The organism is Geopseudomonas sagittaria (assembly GCF_900115715.1).
Classification (GTDB): Bacteria; Pseudomonadota; Gammaproteobacteria; order Pseudomonadales; family Pseudomonadaceae; genus Geopseudomonas; species Geopseudomonas sagittaria.
The window spans coordinates 185,695-201,230 of sequence record NZ_FOXM01000008.1 but is presented as its reverse complement, the minus strand read 5'-3'; the positions used below and the strand labels follow the sequence as shown (position 1 = coordinate 201,230).

Here is a 15,536-nt window from a genome sequence, read left to right as displayed (position 1 = left end):
AGCTAACCAGTACTAATTGCCCGTGAGGCTTGACCATATAACACCCAAACAATTTGTTGTTTGCGTGTGACAGGCCGAAAGCTTGCAAGAGCACGTGAAATTACCGAAGATACACCGATATCACATACCCAATTAGGGGAAGCGACTAAAAACGATTCCCCAACAAATTGCTTGACGACCATAGAGCGTTGGAACCACCTGATCCCATCCCGAACTCAGCAGTGAAACGACGCATCGCCGATGGTAGTGTGGAGCTTCTCCATGTGAGAGTAGGTCATCGTCAAGCACCTATACAGAAACCCCGATCAGCTAACGCTGGTCGGGGTTTCGACTTTTCAGTCCGAAAATTTTCCTCACACACGGAAAAGTCCCGAACCAGTCGGGGCCCTGTGAGTCCGCTACCTCAGACGCCCGTTGCGAGCGGCTCGCTCCACAGGTACAGCTCCAGGCTGCGACTCTCGCCGCCGGCCAGTTGCACGCAGTCGTCCAAAACGTTGGCAGTTTCGATGCACAGCATGCGCTGCCAGGCATCCGCCGCGAATTGCGACAGGCGCTGCGCCTTGTCGCTCCACGGGTTCCACAGTACAGCCGATCGCGAGCTGCGGCTTTCCAGGCAGATGCGCCGCTGCCAGCCGGTATCCCGGAGCTCCAGACGCGGCGGCAGGTCCAGGTAGATTCGGTCGGTTTCCCCGGCGAACTGCAGCGCGCCTGCCTGGCGGCACTCGCGCCAGCCGTCGAGGGTCTCGATGTAGCGTGAGCCGTCCAGCCCAGCGACACTCACCTTGTGGATATCGCTGACGGCGAAGTAGCTGTGCAGTGCCTGACTGAGCCACACCGGGCGCTGGCCGCGGTTGTGGCTGCGCAGGCTTAGGTACAGGCGTGTGCCGAGGCGGATTTCCAGTTCCACGTCGACCGCATGTGGCCAGCCGGGTAGCCCGTCCTCGGGTTGTGGACAAACGAACAGCAGACGCACCTCGTCGCCGTCGATCACGCTTTCCCGGCATTCCCACGGCAGGTTGCGCACCAGCCCGTGGAAGGGGGCGGCGTCGCCGCAATACTGAGCGAGCAGGGCTGCGGGATTGCGCGCCAGATCGCCGAACCAGGGCCAGCACACCGGCACGCCGCCGCGTACCGACTGTCCGGGCTGGCCGGCGGCCTGCTCACTGAGCCAGATCAGCGGCGGCTCGCCAAGGCGCTGGTAGCGCAGAATCTGCGCGCCCTGTTCGGCAATCAGCAGCTCGGCCTGCGGGGTCAGCACCCGCCAGCAGGGCAGCGCGTCGAACTGGGTGCGGCTGATGTGGGGTGCTGGAGTCACGCGGGCGTTCCTTATGAGGCGAATGCCCCATTATTCCCGCGAGGTAGCTGGACGCCAAGCCCGTAGCAGGCTGGGCTGCACTGTCGGCCACCGATCCTGCGAGGTGCTGCCGGTCTCCTGCCACACCCCCAGCCGTCGGCCAGCAGCCTCGCCGACTACCCTGAAGGCGACGGACAACGGTGGAGCGAGGCATGCGCAAGTGGTTGATCGGGACGGTGCTTATTCTGGCCCTCGGAGTGCTGCTGTGGTGGTGGCAGCGGCCGCAGCCATTGCCGGTGACGCTATGGCCGGTGGAGCGCGGGCCGGTGGAGACGCTGGTGGCCAACAGTCGTGCCGGCACGCTCAAGGCCTGTCGGCGTTCGCAACTGTCGTTCAAGCTCGGTGCGCCGGTGAGCGCACGGCTGGTGAACGAAGGCGACCGGGTGGTGGCCGACCAATTGCTGATGCAACTGCGCCAGGACGACCTGCAGGCGCGCCTGGCCGAGGCCGAGGCGCGCCTGCAGGTGCAGCGCAATGCCCGGGAGCAGCGCTGCACGCAAGCGGCTCTGGATCGCCGCGAGGTTCAGCGCCTCAGCCAGCTTGCGGCCCGTCAGTTGGCCGCCGCCCAGCGCCTTGATCAGGCCGAGAACCAGGCTCGCCAGGCGCAGCTGCAGTGCGAAGCTGGGGCCGTGCAGATTCGTGAGGCGGAGGCCACGCTTGCCCTGCAGCGTGTCCTGCTCGACCAGGCCAGTCTGCGCGCACCGTTCGCCGGGATCGTCGCCGAGATCAACGGCGAGGTCGGCGAGTTCGTCACCCCCTCGCCGCCGGGGATTCCCACCCCGCCGGCGGTGGACCTGATCGACGACAGCTGCCTGTACGTCGAGGCGCCGATCGACGAGGTGGATGCCGCCCGCGTGCGCCTCGACCTGCCGGTGCGCATCAGCCTGGACGCTTTCCGTGGGCAAAGCTTCGCCGGCACGGTGACGCGCATCGCGCCCTTTGTCCGCGATCTGGAAAAGCAGGCGCGCACGGTGGACATCGAGGTGCACTTCGTCGAGCCGCCGACCGCGGTGGTCCTGCTCACCGGCTACAGCGCCGACGTGGAAATTCTCGTCGAGCAGCGCGAGGACGTGCTGCGCGTGCCCAGCGAGAGCCTGCTGGAGGGGCGCCAGGTGCTGCGCTATGACGCCGAGGCCGGAGTGCTGCGGGCGGTAGCGGTGGACACCGGGCTGGCCAACTGGCGCTGGACCGAAGTGCGCACGGGGCTTGCCGAAGGCGAGCGCATCCTGCCCAGCCTGGAGCCGGAAGGGGTGGCCGATGGTGTGGCGGTGACCCCCATGGAGTCGCCACCATGATTCGTCTGCGCGGGGTGACCCGCTGCTTTCACCTTGGTGAACAACAAGTGATGGGCCTGGATGCGGTGGATCTCGAGGTCGGTGCCGGCGAATACCTGTCAGTGATGGGACCGTCCGGCTCGGGCAAGTCGACCCTGCTCAACGTGCTCGGCCTGCTCGATGCGCCGGATACCGGCGAGTACTGGCTGAATGGCGAGCCCACCGCCGGCCTCGACGAGGTGCGCCGCGCCGGCCTGCGCAGCCGGCACATCGGCTTCGTGTTCCAGTCCTACCATCTGATTGCGCGGCTGACCGCGCTGGAGAACATCGAGCTGCCGATGCTGCTGGCCGGCATCGAACCGGGTGAGCGGCGTCGGCGTAGCGCCGAGCTGGTCGAGCGTCTGAGCCTGGGCGATCGGGTCGCGCATCGCCCGGCCGAGCTGTCCGGCGGCCAGCGCCAGCGGGTGGCCATCGCCCGCGCCATGGTCATGCGCCCCGCGCTGCTGCTGGCTGACGAGCCCACCGGCAATCTCGACAGCCACTCGGGTGCCGAGGTGGTGGAACTGCTCGAGGAACTCAACGGCGAGGGGCTGACCCTGCTGGTGGTGACCCATGACGTTGCCCTCGGCGCCCGCGCGCCGCGCACACTGCGCATGCTCGATGGGCGCATCGTTGCCGACTCGGCGCAGGCGGGAGCGCGCTGATGCGCGCCGCCGATGCCGTCGCCCTGTGGTTCGGCGCCCTGCGCGGGCACCGCTCGCGCAGCCTGATGCTGCTGCTGGCGATCGGTATCGGCGTGCTCGCGGTGATCCTGCTCACCGGCCTGGCCGAGGGCGCACGCAGCTTCGTCCTCGACGAGTTTTCCCTGCTCGGGCGCAACACGCTGATCGTTCTGCCCGGGCGCAAGGAAACCACCGGCGGGGTGCCGCCGCTCACTGGCCTGGCGCCCCGCGACCTGACCCTGCAGGATGCCCAGGCGGTGGCGCGCCTGCCGGCCGTGCGCCGGGTCGCTCCGCTGCAGGCCGGACTGATCGAGGTCAGCAGCGGCGGCCGCAGCCGCGAGGCCTTCGTCCTCGGCACCAGCCGCAGCTTCTTTGCCCTGCGCCAGCTCGGCGTGAGCCAGGGCCAGCTGCTGCCGGAGCTGCCGCTGGAGCAGGCCGAGGCAGTCTGCGTGATCGGCACCACGCTGCGCCGCGAGTTGTTCGGCAGTCGCCCGGCGCTGGGCGAGTGGCTGCGCGCCGGCGACCGCCGCTTCCGGGTGATCGGCATTCTCGAGGCGCGCGGCGAATCGCTGGGCATGGATTTCGCCGAACTGCTGGTGATCCCGGTGGCCAGCGCCCAGGCCCTGTTCAACCGCGAAGGCCTGTTCCGCCTGTTCGCCGAGGTGCGCAGCCCGGCGCTGCTCGAGTCGGGCAAGCGGCAGATCCTCGCCCTGCTCAAGGAGCGCCACGAGGGCGAGGAGGACGTCACCCTGATCAGTCAGGACTCCATGCTCGCCGCCTTCGACGACATCCTTGGCGCGCTGGGGCTGGCCCTGGCCGGCATCGCCGCCGTCAGCCTGCTGGTGGCAGGGGTGCTGATCATGAACGTCACCTGGATCGCGGTCAGCCAGCGTACCGGCGAGATCGGCCTGCTCAAGGCCCTCGGCGCCACCCCGACGCAGGTGCGCCTGCTGTTCGTCGGCGAGGCCGGCCTGCTGGCCCTGGCCGGGGGGCTGGCCGGCCTGGCCCTGGGCGAGCTGCTGCTGTGGCTCGCCCGTCTGCTCTGGGACTTGCCGCTGGCGGCGCCGGCCTGGGCGCGCGGCGGCGCGCTGTTGCTGGCGTTCGGCGTCGCCATGCTGTTCGCCTGGCTGCCGGCAGCGCGCGCCGCGCGCCTGGAGCCGGTGGCGGCGCTGCGCCCGCCGGGAGCCCGCTGATGCGCCTGCGCGACGGCCTGCAGCTGACGGCCAGCGCCCTGCTCGGAAGGCCGCTGCGCAGCGTGCTGACCCTGCTCGGCGTGGCCATCGGCATCGCCGCGGTGGTGCTGCTCACCGCCATCGGCGAGGGGCTGCGCTTCTACGTGCTCGACACCTTCTCGCAGTTCGGTACCCGCATCGTCGCCATCCACCCCGGACGCACCCAGACCGGCGGCATCGGTGGCCTGCTGGCCAGCGCCCGGCCGCTGTCCATCGCCGATGCCGAGGCCCTGCGCCGCCTGCCGCACATCGAGGCGGTGGTGCCGATCATCCAGGGCAGCGGCGCGATCCGCTTCGGCCAGCGCAGCCGCAGCAGCGACATCCTCGGAAGCGGCCATGAGCTGGCGGCGGCCTGGCGCTTTCGCCTGGCCCTCGGCCAGTTTCTACCGCCACCGCGCGATGGTCGTTCGCCGCCGCAGGCGGTGCTCGGCCACAGGCTGCGGGTCGAGCTGTTCGGCGCCGCCAATCCGCTCGGTGAGCTGGTGCGCATCGGCGGCACGCGCTTTCGGGTGGTCGGGGTGATGGCGGAGAAGGGCCAGATGCTCGGCTTCGACCTTGACGATGTGGCCTACATACCAGTGGACTGGGCCGAGAGCCTGTTCAACCGCGAGGGGCTGATGGAGATCAACGTGATGTACCGTCCGACCACCACCTCGGCGGCGCTGGCCAGGCAGATCCGCGAGACGCTGATCGAGCGTCATGGTGCCGAGGACTTCAGTCTCACCACCCAGGATGACCTGCTCGCCAGTCTCGACCGCATCCTCGCCATCCTCAGCGCGGCGGTGGCCGGACTCGGCGGCATCTCCCTGCTGGTCGGCACGGTCGGCATCCTCACCATCATGACCACCACGGTCGGCGAGCGTACCGCCGAGATCGGCCTGCTGCGCGCCCTCGGCGCCAGTCCGCGGCAGGTGCTCGGCCTGTTTCTCGCCGAGGCCACCCTGCTGTCGCTGGCCGGCGGCCTGCTCGGCCTGCTGCTGATGGCGCTGCTGCTGGGCGCGTTGCATCTGCTGCTGGCGGATCTGCCGTTGCGTCCGCAACCGCTGTTTCTGCTGCTGGCGCTGCTGCTCTCGGCGCTGATCGGCATCCTCGCCGGGTTGGCTCCGGCCCGCCAGGCGGCACGTCTGCATCCGGTCGATGCCTTGCGCAGCGAGTGAGGGGTGGGCATGCTCTGCCCGATCAAGTTGCAAAGTCCGAGCAAAAGAGTGTGACTTCGTCACGGTTGCCGCTGTCGTTTAGAACACCCGTGAAACGTCCACAGCCACAAGCCTGGTGGATGCACGAAGGTTCGGAGAGCTGATCGTGAAAGAGCCGTTGCAGGAGAAAGAAATGAGAGAAAATGCCGACGAGGCCCTCGACAGCATCGTTCAAGGTTTCAAGCGCTTTCGCCGCGAAGTATTCCCCGCCCAGGAGGAGCTGTTCAAGAAGCTCGCCACCGCGCAGAACCCGCGCGCGATGTTCATCACCTGCGCCGATTCGCGCATCGTCCCCGAGCTGATCACCCAGAGTTCGCCGGGTGACCTGTTCGTTACCCGCAACGTCGGCAACGTGGTGCCGCCCTATGGGCAGATGAATGGCGGCGTGTCCACCGCCATCGAATACGCGGTGGTCGCGCTGGGCGTGCGCCACATCATCATCTGCGGTCACTCCGACTGCGGGGCGATGAAGGCGGTGCTCCATCCACAATCGCTGGAAGGCATGCCCACGGTAAAGGGCTGGCTGCGTCATGCCGAGGTGGCGCGCACGGTGGTGGAGCAGAATTTCGCCCGCTGTGACTGCGGCCAGGAGCATCTGGAGCTGCTCACCGAGGAGAATGTGGTGGCCCAGCTCAACCACCTGCTGACCCATCCGTCGGTGGCGGCGCGGGTGGCCAGCGGCAAGCTGTTCATCCATGGCTGGGTCTACGACATCGAGACCAGCGCCATCATCGCCTATGACGCGGAAAGCGGGCGCTTCCTGCCGCTCGATGGCGAGGTGGTGCCGATGGCCACCCCGCGCTCGCGCTTCAACGGCTGAGGCCGGCGGCCCGAGGGCACTCCGCGGCAGCTGCCGCGGAGCATCCCGCTCACTGGCTCAGCTGCAGCTCGATCCCCAGCTGGCGCGACAGGCACGGCCAGTTCTGCCAAGCGGCATTCAGCTGCGGACTGGTCAGTTTCGCGCGGTAGGTACTCGTCGAATCGCTGCTGAAGATCTGCGGATCCAGCAGGGTTTCGCTGGCATGGTGCACCGCCGCGTCGAGCTGGTTGGCGAACGGCTCGCCGATCAGCTGGTGCGCCACCAGATTGGCCACCGTGGTATCCAGCGGGATCAGCGGCTGGCCGAAATGGGCGATATAGCGGTCGTTGACTTCCTCCACCAGGCGATGGGCCAGATAGGCTTCGTCCAGCAGCGCCTCCAGGCCATCATGGCCCTCCATCACCTGCGGCGGGTTGAGGAAGAACTCCTCGGCCAGGCGCAGCACCGGCTTGATCTGCGCATCGATGCCGGCCTCGGTTGCCACGCTGGCGGCCGCCTCCACCAGCTCCGGCACTTCGTCGACATAGGCGCGCACGAAGCGCAGCAGGGTGCCGGGCGCGTCCGCGCAGGGTAGACGTATCGCCCGGTGCAGGCCATCGATGCGGGCGGCAAGCTCGGCGGCCAGAGTCCCGTGCTCCGTTTCGTGTTGCAGGGCTGAATCGATGCGTTCGCGCAGGGCGGCAATGTTCATGGCGGGCGAGACTCCGGTAGTTGTTGAGAACAGCACGCAACATAGTTGCATATTGCCTGCCGCGCCAGTTGACCTGTAACAAGCTAACGACTTTCTCCCCCCGGACCACTCAGCCCGGCATGGCTTGTCGGGAAAATTGCCAGTCCCCGGAGCCTGTCTATACTCAGGGCGTGTGGTGGGCACCGAAGGAACCGGCGAGCGTTCCGGCAGGGCAGGGGGCGATTTGGACCGCAAGCGTGTGGCGGTCCCTCCTCCTTGGCTGCAGGCAAGAAGCCGGTACGAATAAGAAGAATGGAAGGGGACCCGGAATGTCGCGACATCCGCGTTGGTGGCTGGGGGCCATGCTTTGGCTGGCGACACTGCCGGCCCAGGCGAACTGGGCAGTCAACATGAGTCCGGGCGCGACCGAGGTCAGCCGCTCGGTATTCGACCTGCACATGACTATCTTCTGGATCTGCGTGGTCATCGGCGTGGTGGTGTTCGGCGCCATGTTCTGGTCGATGCTCATGCACCGCCGTGACAGCGGCCAGCAGCCGGCGCAGTTCCACGAACACACCTGGGTGGAAATCCTCTGGACCGTGGTGCCCTTCGTCATCCTCGTGCTGATGGCGATACCGGCCACCCGCACCCTGATCGCCATCTACGACCACGGCGAGTCCGACCTGGACATCCAGATCACCGGCTACCAGTGGAAGTGGCACTACAAGTATCTGGGCCAGGACGTCGAATTCTTCAGCAACATGTCCACCCCGCGGGCGCAGATCGACAACCGGGCGCCCAAGGACGAGCACTACCTGCTGGAAGTGGACAACCCGCTGGTGGTACCGGTCGGCGCCAAGGTGCGCTTTCTGGTCACCGCCGCCGACGTGATCCATTCCTGGTGGGTGCCGGCGCTGGCGGTGAAGAAGGACGCCATCCCCGGCTTCGTCAACGAGGCGTGGACGCGCATCGAGCAGCCCGGCATCTACCGTGGCCAGTGCACCGAGCTGTGCGGCAAGGACCACGGCTTCATGCCGGTGGTGGTCGAGGCCAAATCCGCCGAGGACTATGCCGCCTGGCTGGCCGAGCGCAAGGCCGAGGCGCTGGCGGAGAAGGAGCTGACCAGCAAGGAGTGGGCCTTCGACGAGCTGATGGCGCGCGGCGAGCAGGCCTACCAGACCGCCTGCGCCGCCTGCCACCAGGCCTCGGGCGAGGGCATGCCGCCGGTGTTCCCGGCGCTCAAGGGCTCGGCCATCGCCACCGGGCCGGTCGAGGCGCATATCGCCATCGTCGTCGACGGCAAGCCGGGCACCGCCATGGCCGCCTTCGGCAAGCAGCTGTCCGAGGTCGATCTGGCCGCGATCATCACCTTCGAGCGCAACGCCTGGGGCAACAAGGTCGGCGACCTGGTCACGCCGCAGGACATTGCCGCGTTCAAGCAGGCACAGGAGTGACGGACATGAGCGCAGTGATCGACTCGCACGCCCACGGCCATGCCCACGGGCCCGCCAAGGGCCTGATGCGCTGGGTACTGACCACCAACCACAAGGACATCGGCACGCTGTATCTGGTGTTCAGCTTCGCCATGTTCCTGTTCGGCGGCAGCATGGCCATGGTGATCCGCGCTGAACTGTTCCAGCCCGGCCTGCAGATCGTCCAGCCGGAGTTCTTCAACCAGATGACCACCATGCACGGCCTGATCATGGTGTTCGGCGCGGTGATGCCGGCCTTCGTCGGCCTGGCCAACTGGATGATTCCGCTGATGATCGGCGCGCCGGACATGGCCCTGCCGCGGATGAACAACTTCAGCTTCTGGCTGCTGCCGGCGGCCTTCGGCCTGCTCGCCAGCACCCTGTTCATGGAGGGCGGCGGACCCAACTTCGGCTGGACCTTCTACGCGCCGCTGTCCACCACCTACGCGCCGGAAAGCGTCACCTTCTTCATCTTCGCCGTGCACCTGATGGGCATCAGCTCGATCATGGGCGCGATCAACGTCATCGCTACCGTGCTCAACCTGCGTGCGCCGGGGCTGACCCTGATGCAGATGCCGCTGTTCGTGTGGACCTGGCTGATCACCGCTTTCCTGCTGATCGCGGTGATGCCGGTGCTGGCCGGGGTGGTGACCATGATGCTGATGGATATCCACTTCGGCACCAGCTTCTTCAGCGCCGCCGGCGGCGGCGACCCGGTGCTGTTCCAGCACGTGTTCTGGTTCTTCGGCCATCCCGAGGTGTACATCATGATCCTGCCCGCCTTCGGCGCGGTCAGCGCGATCATCCCCACCTTCAGCCGCAAGCCGCTGTTCGGCTACACCTCGATGGTCTACGCCACCGGCGCCATCGCCTTCCTGTCGTTCGTCGTCTGGGCCCACCACATGTTCACCGTCGGCATCCCGCTGACCGGCGAGCTGTTCTTCATGTACGCCACCATGCTGATCGCCGTGCCCACCGGGGTGAAGGTGTTCAACTGGGCGAGCACCATGTGGCGCGGCTCGCTGAGCTTCGAGGCGCCGATGCTGTTTGCCGTGGCCTTCGTCATCCTGTTCACCATCGGCGGCTTCTCCGGGCTGATGCTGGCCATCGCCCCGGCCGACTTCCAGTACCACGACACCTACTTCGTGGTGGCGCACTTCCACTACGTGCTGGTGCCGGGGGCGATCTTCGGCATCTTCGCCTCGGCCTACTACTGGCTGCCGAAGTGGACCGGGCACATGTACGACGAGACCCTGGCCAGGCTGCATTTCTGGCTGAGCTTCGTCGGCATGAACCTGGCCTTCTTCCCCATGCACTTCGTCGGCTTGGCCGGCATGCCGCAGCGCATCCCCGACTACAACCTGATGTTCGCCAACTTCAACATGGTCTCCAGCATCGGCGCCTTCCTGTTCGGCGCCACCCAGCTCCTGTTCCTGTTCATCGTCATCAAGTGCATCCGTGGCGGCCCGAAGGCGGCCGACAAGCCGTGGGACGGCGCCCACGGCCTGGAGTGGACGGTGCCGTCGCCGGCGCCCTACCACACCTTCCAGACCCCGCCGCGAGTGGACGAGCGCAGCCGGCTGCACTGAGGCCGGCGCGAGGAGCGAGCCATGAGCGAGAGCACCGATACGCGCCGCCTGGTCCGCCGCCTGCTGCTGGCGGTGGTGGTCATGTTCGGCTTCGGCTTCGCCCTGGTGCCGATCTACGACGTGATGTGCCAGGCCTTCGGCATCAACGGCAAGACCGCCGGCGCCTGGAGCGGCAGCCAGCAGGTGGACGAGGCGCGCACCGTGCGCGTGCAGTTCCTCGCCACCAACGCCGCCGGCATGGTCTGGACGTTCGCGCCGCAGCAGGACGAGCTGAGCGTGCACCCCGGCGCCAGCAACCAGATGCTGTTCGTCGCTCACAACCCGACGGACCGGCCGATGACCGCCCAGGCCATCCCCAGCGTGGCCCCGTCCAAGGCGGCGGCGTATTTCCACAAGACCGAGTGCTTCTGCTTCACCCAGCAGGTGCTGCAGCCGGGCGAGCGCATCGAGATGCCGGTGCGCTTCATCGTCGACCGCGACCTGCCGGCCGATGTGCGCCACCTGACCCTGGGCTACACGTTGTTCGACATCAGCGAACGGCAGCCGCCGCTGGCGCAGCACGCCGCCAACTGACGGGGAGCCATCCGCACAGGACCACGGTGCGCGGGACGCACCCAACGCAGCGAGCAGGCCGCGCCGCCGGCACGGTTGAGGAGAACAAGCATGGCCAGCCATGAGCAGAACCCCGTTCACGAGCAGTACTACGTTCCGGAACAGAGCAAGTGGCCGATCATCGCCAGCGTCGGCCTGCTGGTCACGGTGGTCGGCCTCGGCACCTGGTTCAACGACCTCAAGGCCGCGCGCGCCGACTCCGTCGGCCCGCTGGTGTTCTTCGTCGGCGCGCTGCTGCTGGCCTGGATGCTGTTCGGCTGGTTCGGCAACGTCATCCACGAGAGCCGTAGCGGCCTGTACAGCGGGCAGATGGATCGTTCGTTCCGCTGGGGCATGCGCTGGTTCATCTTCTCCGAGGTGATGTTCTTCGCCGCCTTCTTCGGCGCGCTGTTCTACCTGCGCGTGTTCGTCGGCCCCTGGCTGGACGGCGCCGGCGACAAGGGCGTCAGCGCCATGCTGTGGCCGGACTTCCAGTTCAGCTGGCCGCTGCTCGACAACCCCGATCCCAAGGCCTATCCGGCGCCGCAGGGGATCATCGACCCCTGGCATCTGCCGCTGATCAACACCGTGTTGCTGGTCACCTCCAGCTTCACCCTGACCTTCGCCCACCATGCCCTGCGCCACGACAAGCGCGGCGCGCTCAAGGCCTGGCTGGCGCTGACCGTGCTGCTCGGTGTGGCCTTCCTGGTGCTGCAGGCCGAGGAGTACGTGCACGCCTACACCGAGCTCGACCTGACCCTGAGCTCCGGCGTCTACGGGGCGACCTTCTTCATGCTCACCGGCTTCCACGGCGCCCACGTCACCATCGGCGCGCTGATGCTGCTGGTGATGCTGATCCGCATCCTGCGTGGGCACTTCTCCCCGGATCAGCACTTCGCCTTCGAGGCGGCCAGCTGGTACTGGCACTTCGTCGACGTGGTCTGGCTCGGCCTGTTCGTCTTCGTCTACGTGCTGTGAGGGCGTGAGCATGTCGGCTCCTGCCGTCCGCCCGCGAGTGTCGCGTTTTCGCCCGGGACTGCTGCCGACCTTGGTGGTGCTGGCCCTGCTGCCGCTGCTGCTGGGGCTCGGCTTCTGGCAGCTGCAGCGTGGCGAGGACAAGCGCGTGCTGCTCGCCGCGCAGGCCGCCCGCAGCCAGGAGCCGGCGCTGGAGCTGCGCGAGCTGGAGGCTGTGGACGTTCCGGCCTTCCGCCGCGTGCGCCTGGTCGGCGAGTTCGATGCCGAGCACAGCCTGCTGCTGGACAACCGCCAGCGCGGCGGGCGGGTCGGCGTCGAGCTGCTGCAGCCGTTTCTCGATCGCCCCAGCGGCCGCTGGGTGCTGGTCAACCGCGGCTGGCTGCCCTGGCCGCAGCGGGCTACGCCGCCGGCGTTCGACACCCCGCATGGCGAGCTGCAGCTGCTGGCTACGGTCTACCGGCCGGCGGGAGAGGCCTTCCTGCTCGGCGACGGCGCTCCGGGCGAGGGCTGGCCGCGGCTGGTCAATGCCGTGGATGTGCCGGCGCTGTGGCGCGAACTGGGTCGCGACGGGCTGCCTGTCGAACTGCGTCTGGCGCCCGGTCCGGCCAGCTACGTCGGCGGCTGGCCGGTGGTGGCCGTGGGGCCGGAAAAGCATCTGGGCTATGCGGTGCAGTGGTTCGCTCTGGCCGCGACCCTGCTGGGACTGTATCTGTGGTTGGGCGTGAAGCAGGCAAGGGAGAGGCGCTATGGGTTCCACACTGACGTTTGAGCGGCAGCCGCCCCAGCGGCGGGGCCGCTGGCAGCTGATCGGCCTGCTGGCCGTGGTGATCGGTCCGATGCTGCTGGCCAGCGCCATGTATCGCTGGCAGTTCTGGGTGCCGCAGACGCGCAGCTATCACGGTGAGCTGATCGCCACCGGGCAGACCCCGAGCGATCTCGGCGTGGCGGGCAGCTGGGGTCTCGAGCAGGGCGACGAGCCGCGCCGCTGGCAGCTGCTGGTGACCAGCGCCGACGCCTGCGCAGCCGACTGCCGGGCGCTGGTCTACCTGGCGCGGCAGATCCACATCGGCCTCAACCGCGAGGTGAGCCGGGCCGGGCATGCCCTGGCCCACGGCACCGCGCTGCCGGCCGACTACGATGCCGAACTGCGCGCGGGCTATCCGCAGCTGCAGCGTCTGGCGCTGGACGTCGAGCGCTATCCCGAGGCGGGGGCGCAGCTGTGGATCGTCGACCCCCACGGCAACCTGGTCCTGCGCTATGGCGCCGGCAGCAACGGCAAGCAGATCCTCGAGGACCTGCGCTATCTGCTCAAGCTGTCGCAGATTGGCTGAGCGGACGGGCGGTTTGCCGGGCGCCTGCTAGATTCAACACAGGCGATGGAAAAACAATGAACGACCCACCTCGCCGCCACGCCGGGTGAATTTGTGGCAAAGGCAGGAGCCTTCACCCGAGTCTGCTTTACCGGCTGTGCAGGAATCCGGGGGGAGAATCTGCCATGGCGACAACCACAAGAAGACCGGGTTACCGGCTCGCCCTCGGCGCCACCGTGCTGGCGCTGCTGGTGGTCATGCTCGGCGCCTATACCCGCCTGACTCATGCCGGCCTCGGCTGCCCGGACTGGCCGGGCTGCTACGGCTTCATCGGCGTGCCACAGAGCGAGGCGCAGCTGGCGCATGCCGAGCGGCATTTCCCCGACGCCCCGGTGGAGGCGGACAAGGGCTGGAACGAGATGGTCCACCGCTATTTCGCCGGCAGCCTCGGCCTGCTGATCCTGCTGCTCGCCGTGCAGGCGCTGCGCCGGCGCGCGATTCCCGGACAACCGCTGAAGCTGCCGCTGGCCCTGCTGGCGCTGGTGCTGCTGCAGGCTGCGTTCGGCATGTGGACGGTGACCCTCAAGCTGTGGCCGCAGGTGGTCACCGCCCATCTGCTCGGCGGCTTCGCCACCCTCGGCCTGCTGTTCCTGCTCACCCTGCGCCTGTCCGGCGCGCTGCCGCCGCTGGCGGGCGTGCTGCGCCATCTGCGTGTGCTGGCGGCGCTGGCGCTGCTCGCCGTGGTCGGGCAGGTCGCCCTCGGCGGCTGGGTCAGCAGCAACTACGCGGCGGTAGCCTGCGTCGATCTGCCCACCTGCCACGGTGAATGGTGGCCGGCGATGGACTTCGCCAACGGCTTCCACCTGAGCCAGCACATCGGCCCCAACTACCTCGGCGGCCAGCTCGACAGCGACGCGCGCACCGCCATCCACATGAGCCATCGCCTCGGCGCGCTGCTGGTCAGCGTGCTGCTGCTGGGCCTCGCCTGGCAACTGCACCGCGGCGGCCTGAGCCGGTTGGCCACGCTGCTGCTGCTGGCGCTGGGCGTGCAGGTGAGTCTCGGCATCGCCAACGTGCTGCTGCACCTGCCGCTGGCGGTGGCGGTGGCGCACAACCTCGGCGGTGCCTCGCTGGTGCTGGTGCTGGTGCTGGTCAACTACCGGCTGCGCGCGGCGCAGGTGGTCAAGCAGGGGGCCGGGTTGCGCCTGATTGGCCGCGGCGACGACGAGGTGCGGCTGTACTCGCGGCAGTAGCGGCTTCTGGTGGGAGGCCCGGCCACGGGGCGATGCTCGTGTGCCTGCTGGACCGCTTCGCTGCGGGGAGCGCCTCCGCCAAGGGGCGGCATAGAACAACAACGAGGGGAGGGAACGCCATGACCACACTGGTGCAGCAACGCCAGGCCCACGTCGGCTGGCACGACTATCTGGAGCTGACCAAACCCAAGGTGGTGGTGCTGATGCTGATCACCTCGCTGGTCGGCATGCTGCTGGCCACCGACGGCTGGGTGCCGTGGCAGGTCCTGCTGTTCGGCAACCTCGGCATCGGCCTGTGCGCCGGCGCGGCGGCGGCGGTCAACCACGTGGTGGACCGGCGCATCGACGCGATCATGGCGCGCACCCGCCTGCGCCCTTTGGTGGCCGGGCGTGTCTCGCCACGCGCGGCGCTGGGCTTCGCCCTGCTGCTGGCGCTGGCCGGCCAGGCGCTGCTGCTGGCCTTCACCAACGCGCTGACCGCCTGGCTGACCCTGGCCTCGCTGCTCGGCTACGCCGCCCTGTACACCGGCTTTCTCAAGCGCGCCACGCCGCAGAACATCGTCATCGGCGGCCTGGCCGGCGCGGCGCCGCCGCTGCTCGGCTGGACCGCGGTCACCGGCCAGCTGGATGCCGAGGGCCTGCTGCTGGTGCTGATCATCTTCGCCTGGACCCCGCCGCACTTCTGGGCGCTGGCCATCCACCGCAAGGACGACTACGCCAAGGCGGAGATCCCCATGCTGCCGGTGACCCACGGCGAGCGCTACACCAAGCTGCACATCCTGCTCTACACCCTGATCCTGTTCGCCGTCAGCCTGCTGCCCTTCGCCATCCACATGAGCGGCCCGCTGTACCTGGCCGGTGCCGTGCTGCTCGGCGCGCGCTTTCTCGACTGGGCCTGGGCGCTGTACCGTGACAGCCGACCGCAGGCCGCCATCAAGACGTTCAAGTACTCTATTACCTACCTGTTCGCCCTGTTCATCGTGCTGCTGGTGGATCACTATCTGCCGCTGCCGTTCTGATCCGGCGGCGAGCCTTTCGGGGCGGACGTGGCCGGCATGGCGCGCCTGCCCCCCTCCGC

General features: G+C 68.1%; 15 protein-coding genes and 1 rRNA gene. 14 read left to right on the top strand and 2 right to left on the bottom strand.

What is annotated here, in order from left to right; all coding sequences use genetic code 11:
* Positions 1–170 precede the first annotated feature (170 nt).
* Positions 171–286, top strand: a 5S ribosomal RNA gene (gene rrf, locus BM297_RS12035).
* Positions 287–403: 117 nt separating this feature from the next.
* Here rrf and BM297_RS12030 read toward each other — a convergent pair.
* A complete protein-coding gene (locus BM297_RS12030; RefSeq protein ID WP_092431799.1) occupies positions 404–1,315 on the bottom strand; it encodes a D-hexose-6-phosphate mutarotase in 912 nt (303 codons plus the stop codon).
* 191 nt (positions 1,316–1,506) lie between these two features.
* Here BM297_RS12030 and BM297_RS12025 point away from each other — a divergent pair, with 191 nt between their 5' ends.
* The 5 genes from BM297_RS12025 (at position 1,507) to BM297_RS12005 (ending at position 6,598) form a co-directional block, all read left to right on the top strand.
* Positions 1,507–2,649 (top strand): efflux RND transporter periplasmic adaptor subunit, encoded by a 1,143-nt coding sequence (locus tag BM297_RS12025; protein ID WP_092431797.1) that lies wholly within the window; start codon positions 1,507–1,509, stop codon positions 2,647–2,649.
* Entirely contained in the window at positions 2,646–3,332 is a 687-nt protein-coding gene (locus BM297_RS12020; protein ID WP_092431795.1) for an ABC transporter ATP-binding protein, read from the top strand. The genes BM297_RS12025 and BM297_RS12020 overlap by 4 nt, the downstream gene beginning before the upstream one ends.
* Positions 3,332–4,543: an ABC transporter permease gene (locus BM297_RS12015; RefSeq protein WP_092431793.1), complete on the top strand. Its 1,212-nt coding sequence runs from the start codon at positions 3,332–3,334 to the stop codon at positions 4,541–4,543. Before BM297_RS12020 ends, BM297_RS12015 begins: the two co-directional genes overlap by 1 nt.
* The gene (locus tag BM297_RS12010) at positions 4,543–5,739 is read left to right on the top strand and encodes an ABC transporter permease (RefSeq protein WP_092431792.1); all 1,197 of its coding nucleotides are present in this window, start codon (positions 4,543–4,545) and stop codon (positions 5,737–5,739) included. The genes BM297_RS12015 and BM297_RS12010 overlap by 1 nt, the downstream gene beginning before the upstream one ends.
* A gap of 172 nt (positions 5,740–5,911) precedes the next feature.
* Positions 5,912–6,598, top strand: coding sequence for a carbonic anhydrase (locus tag BM297_RS12005; protein WP_092431790.1), 687 nt, complete (start codon positions 5,912–5,914; stop codon positions 6,596–6,598).
* A gap of 49 nt (positions 6,599–6,647) precedes the next feature.
* On the opposite strand, the gene BM297_RS12000 is transcribed toward BM297_RS12005, so the two are convergent.
* On the bottom strand, positions 6,648–7,289 hold the full coding sequence (locus BM297_RS12000) for a hypothetical protein (RefSeq protein WP_092431787.1): 642 nt from the start codon (positions 7,287–7,289) through the stop codon (positions 6,648–6,650).
* A gap of 308 nt (positions 7,290–7,597) precedes the next feature.
* On the opposite strand from BM297_RS12000, the gene coxB reads away from it, so the two are divergent.
* From coxB to cyoE, 8 genes are all read left to right on the top strand, one after another.
* Positions 7,598–8,722, top strand: coding sequence for a cytochrome c oxidase subunit II (coxB, locus tag BM297_RS11995; RefSeq protein ID WP_092431784.1), 1,125 nt, complete (start codon positions 7,598–7,600; stop codon positions 8,720–8,722).
* 5 nt (positions 8,723–8,727) lie between these two features.
* Entirely contained in the window at positions 8,728–10,329 is a 1,602-nt protein-coding gene (ctaD, locus tag BM297_RS11990; RefSeq protein ID WP_092431781.1) for a cytochrome c oxidase subunit I, read from the top strand.
* Positions 10,330–10,350: 21 nt separating this feature from the next.
* The gene (locus BM297_RS11985) at positions 10,351–10,902 is read left to right on the top strand and encodes a cytochrome c oxidase assembly protein (RefSeq protein ID WP_092431779.1); all 552 of its coding nucleotides are present in this window, start codon (positions 10,351–10,353) and stop codon (positions 10,900–10,902) included.
* A gap of 90 nt (positions 10,903–10,992) precedes the next feature.
* On the top strand, positions 10,993–11,898 hold the full coding sequence (locus BM297_RS11980) for a cytochrome c oxidase subunit 3 (protein WP_092431777.1): 906 nt from the start codon (positions 10,993–10,995) through the stop codon (positions 11,896–11,898).
* A 37-nt stretch (positions 11,899–11,935) separates the two neighbouring features.
* Positions 11,936–12,664, top strand: coding sequence for an SURF1 family protein (locus BM297_RS11975; protein WP_175526644.1), 729 nt, complete (start codon positions 11,936–11,938; stop codon positions 12,662–12,664).
* Positions 12,642–13,226, top strand: a complete 585-nt coding sequence (locus BM297_RS11970) for a hypothetical protein (RefSeq protein WP_092431772.1) — start codon at positions 12,642–12,644, stop codon at positions 13,224–13,226. Before BM297_RS11975 ends, BM297_RS11970 begins: the two co-directional genes overlap by 23 nt.
* A 164-nt stretch (positions 13,227–13,390) precedes the next feature.
* The gene (locus tag BM297_RS11965) at positions 13,391–14,458 is read left to right on the top strand and encodes a COX15/CtaA family protein (RefSeq protein WP_092431770.1); all 1,068 of its coding nucleotides are present in this window, start codon (positions 13,391–13,393) and stop codon (positions 14,456–14,458) included.
* Positions 14,459–14,490: 32 nt separating this feature from the next.
* The gene (gene cyoE / locus BM297_RS11960; protein WP_394328015.1) at positions 14,491–15,477 is read left to right on the top strand and encodes a heme o synthase; all 987 of its coding nucleotides are present in this window, start codon (positions 14,491–14,493) and stop codon (positions 15,475–15,477) included.
* Positions 15,478–15,536: the final 59 nt, after the last annotated feature.

Coding starts and splice junctions, on each gene's coding strand:
- BM297_RS12025 (WP_092431797.1), top strand. CDS start 1,507: ATGCGCAAGTGGTTGATCGGGACGGTGCTTATTCTGGCCCTCGGAGTG.
- BM297_RS12020 (WP_092431795.1), top strand. CDS start 2,646: ATGATTCGTCTGCGCGGGGTGACCCGCTGCTTTCACCTTGGTGAACAA.
- BM297_RS12015 (WP_092431793.1), top strand. CDS start 3,332: ATGCGCGCCGCCGATGCCGTCGCCCTGTGGTTCGGCGCCCTGCGCGGG.
- BM297_RS12010 (WP_092431792.1), top strand. CDS start 4,543: ATGCGCCTGCGCGACGGCCTGCAGCTGACGGCCAGCGCCCTGCTCGGA.
- BM297_RS12005 (WP_092431790.1), top strand. CDS start 5,912: ATGAGAGAAAATGCCGACGAGGCCCTCGACAGCATCGTTCAAGGTTTC.
- BM297_RS12000 (WP_092431787.1), bottom strand. CDS start 7,289: ATGAACATTGCCGCCCTGCGCGAACGCATCGATTCAGCCCTGCAACAC.
- coxB (WP_092431784.1), top strand. CDS start 7,598: ATGTCGCGACATCCGCGTTGGTGGCTGGGGGCCATGCTTTGGCTGGCG.
- ctaD (WP_092431781.1), top strand. CDS start 8,728: ATGAGCGCAGTGATCGACTCGCACGCCCACGGCCATGCCCACGGGCCC.
- BM297_RS11985 (WP_092431779.1), top strand. CDS start 10,351: ATGAGCGAGAGCACCGATACGCGCCGCCTGGTCCGCCGCCTGCTGCTG.
- BM297_RS11980 (WP_092431777.1), top strand. CDS start 10,993: ATGGCCAGCCATGAGCAGAACCCCGTTCACGAGCAGTACTACGTTCCG.
- BM297_RS11970 (WP_092431772.1), top strand. CDS start 12,642: ATGGGTTCCACACTGACGTTTGAGCGGCAGCCGCCCCAGCGGCGGGGC.
- BM297_RS11965 (WP_092431770.1), top strand. CDS start 13,391: ATGGCGACAACCACAAGAAGACCGGGTTACCGGCTCGCCCTCGGCGCC.
- cyoE (WP_394328015.1), top strand. CDS start 14,491: ATGCTCGTGTGCCTGCTGGACCGCTTCGCTGCGGGGAGCGCCTCCGCC.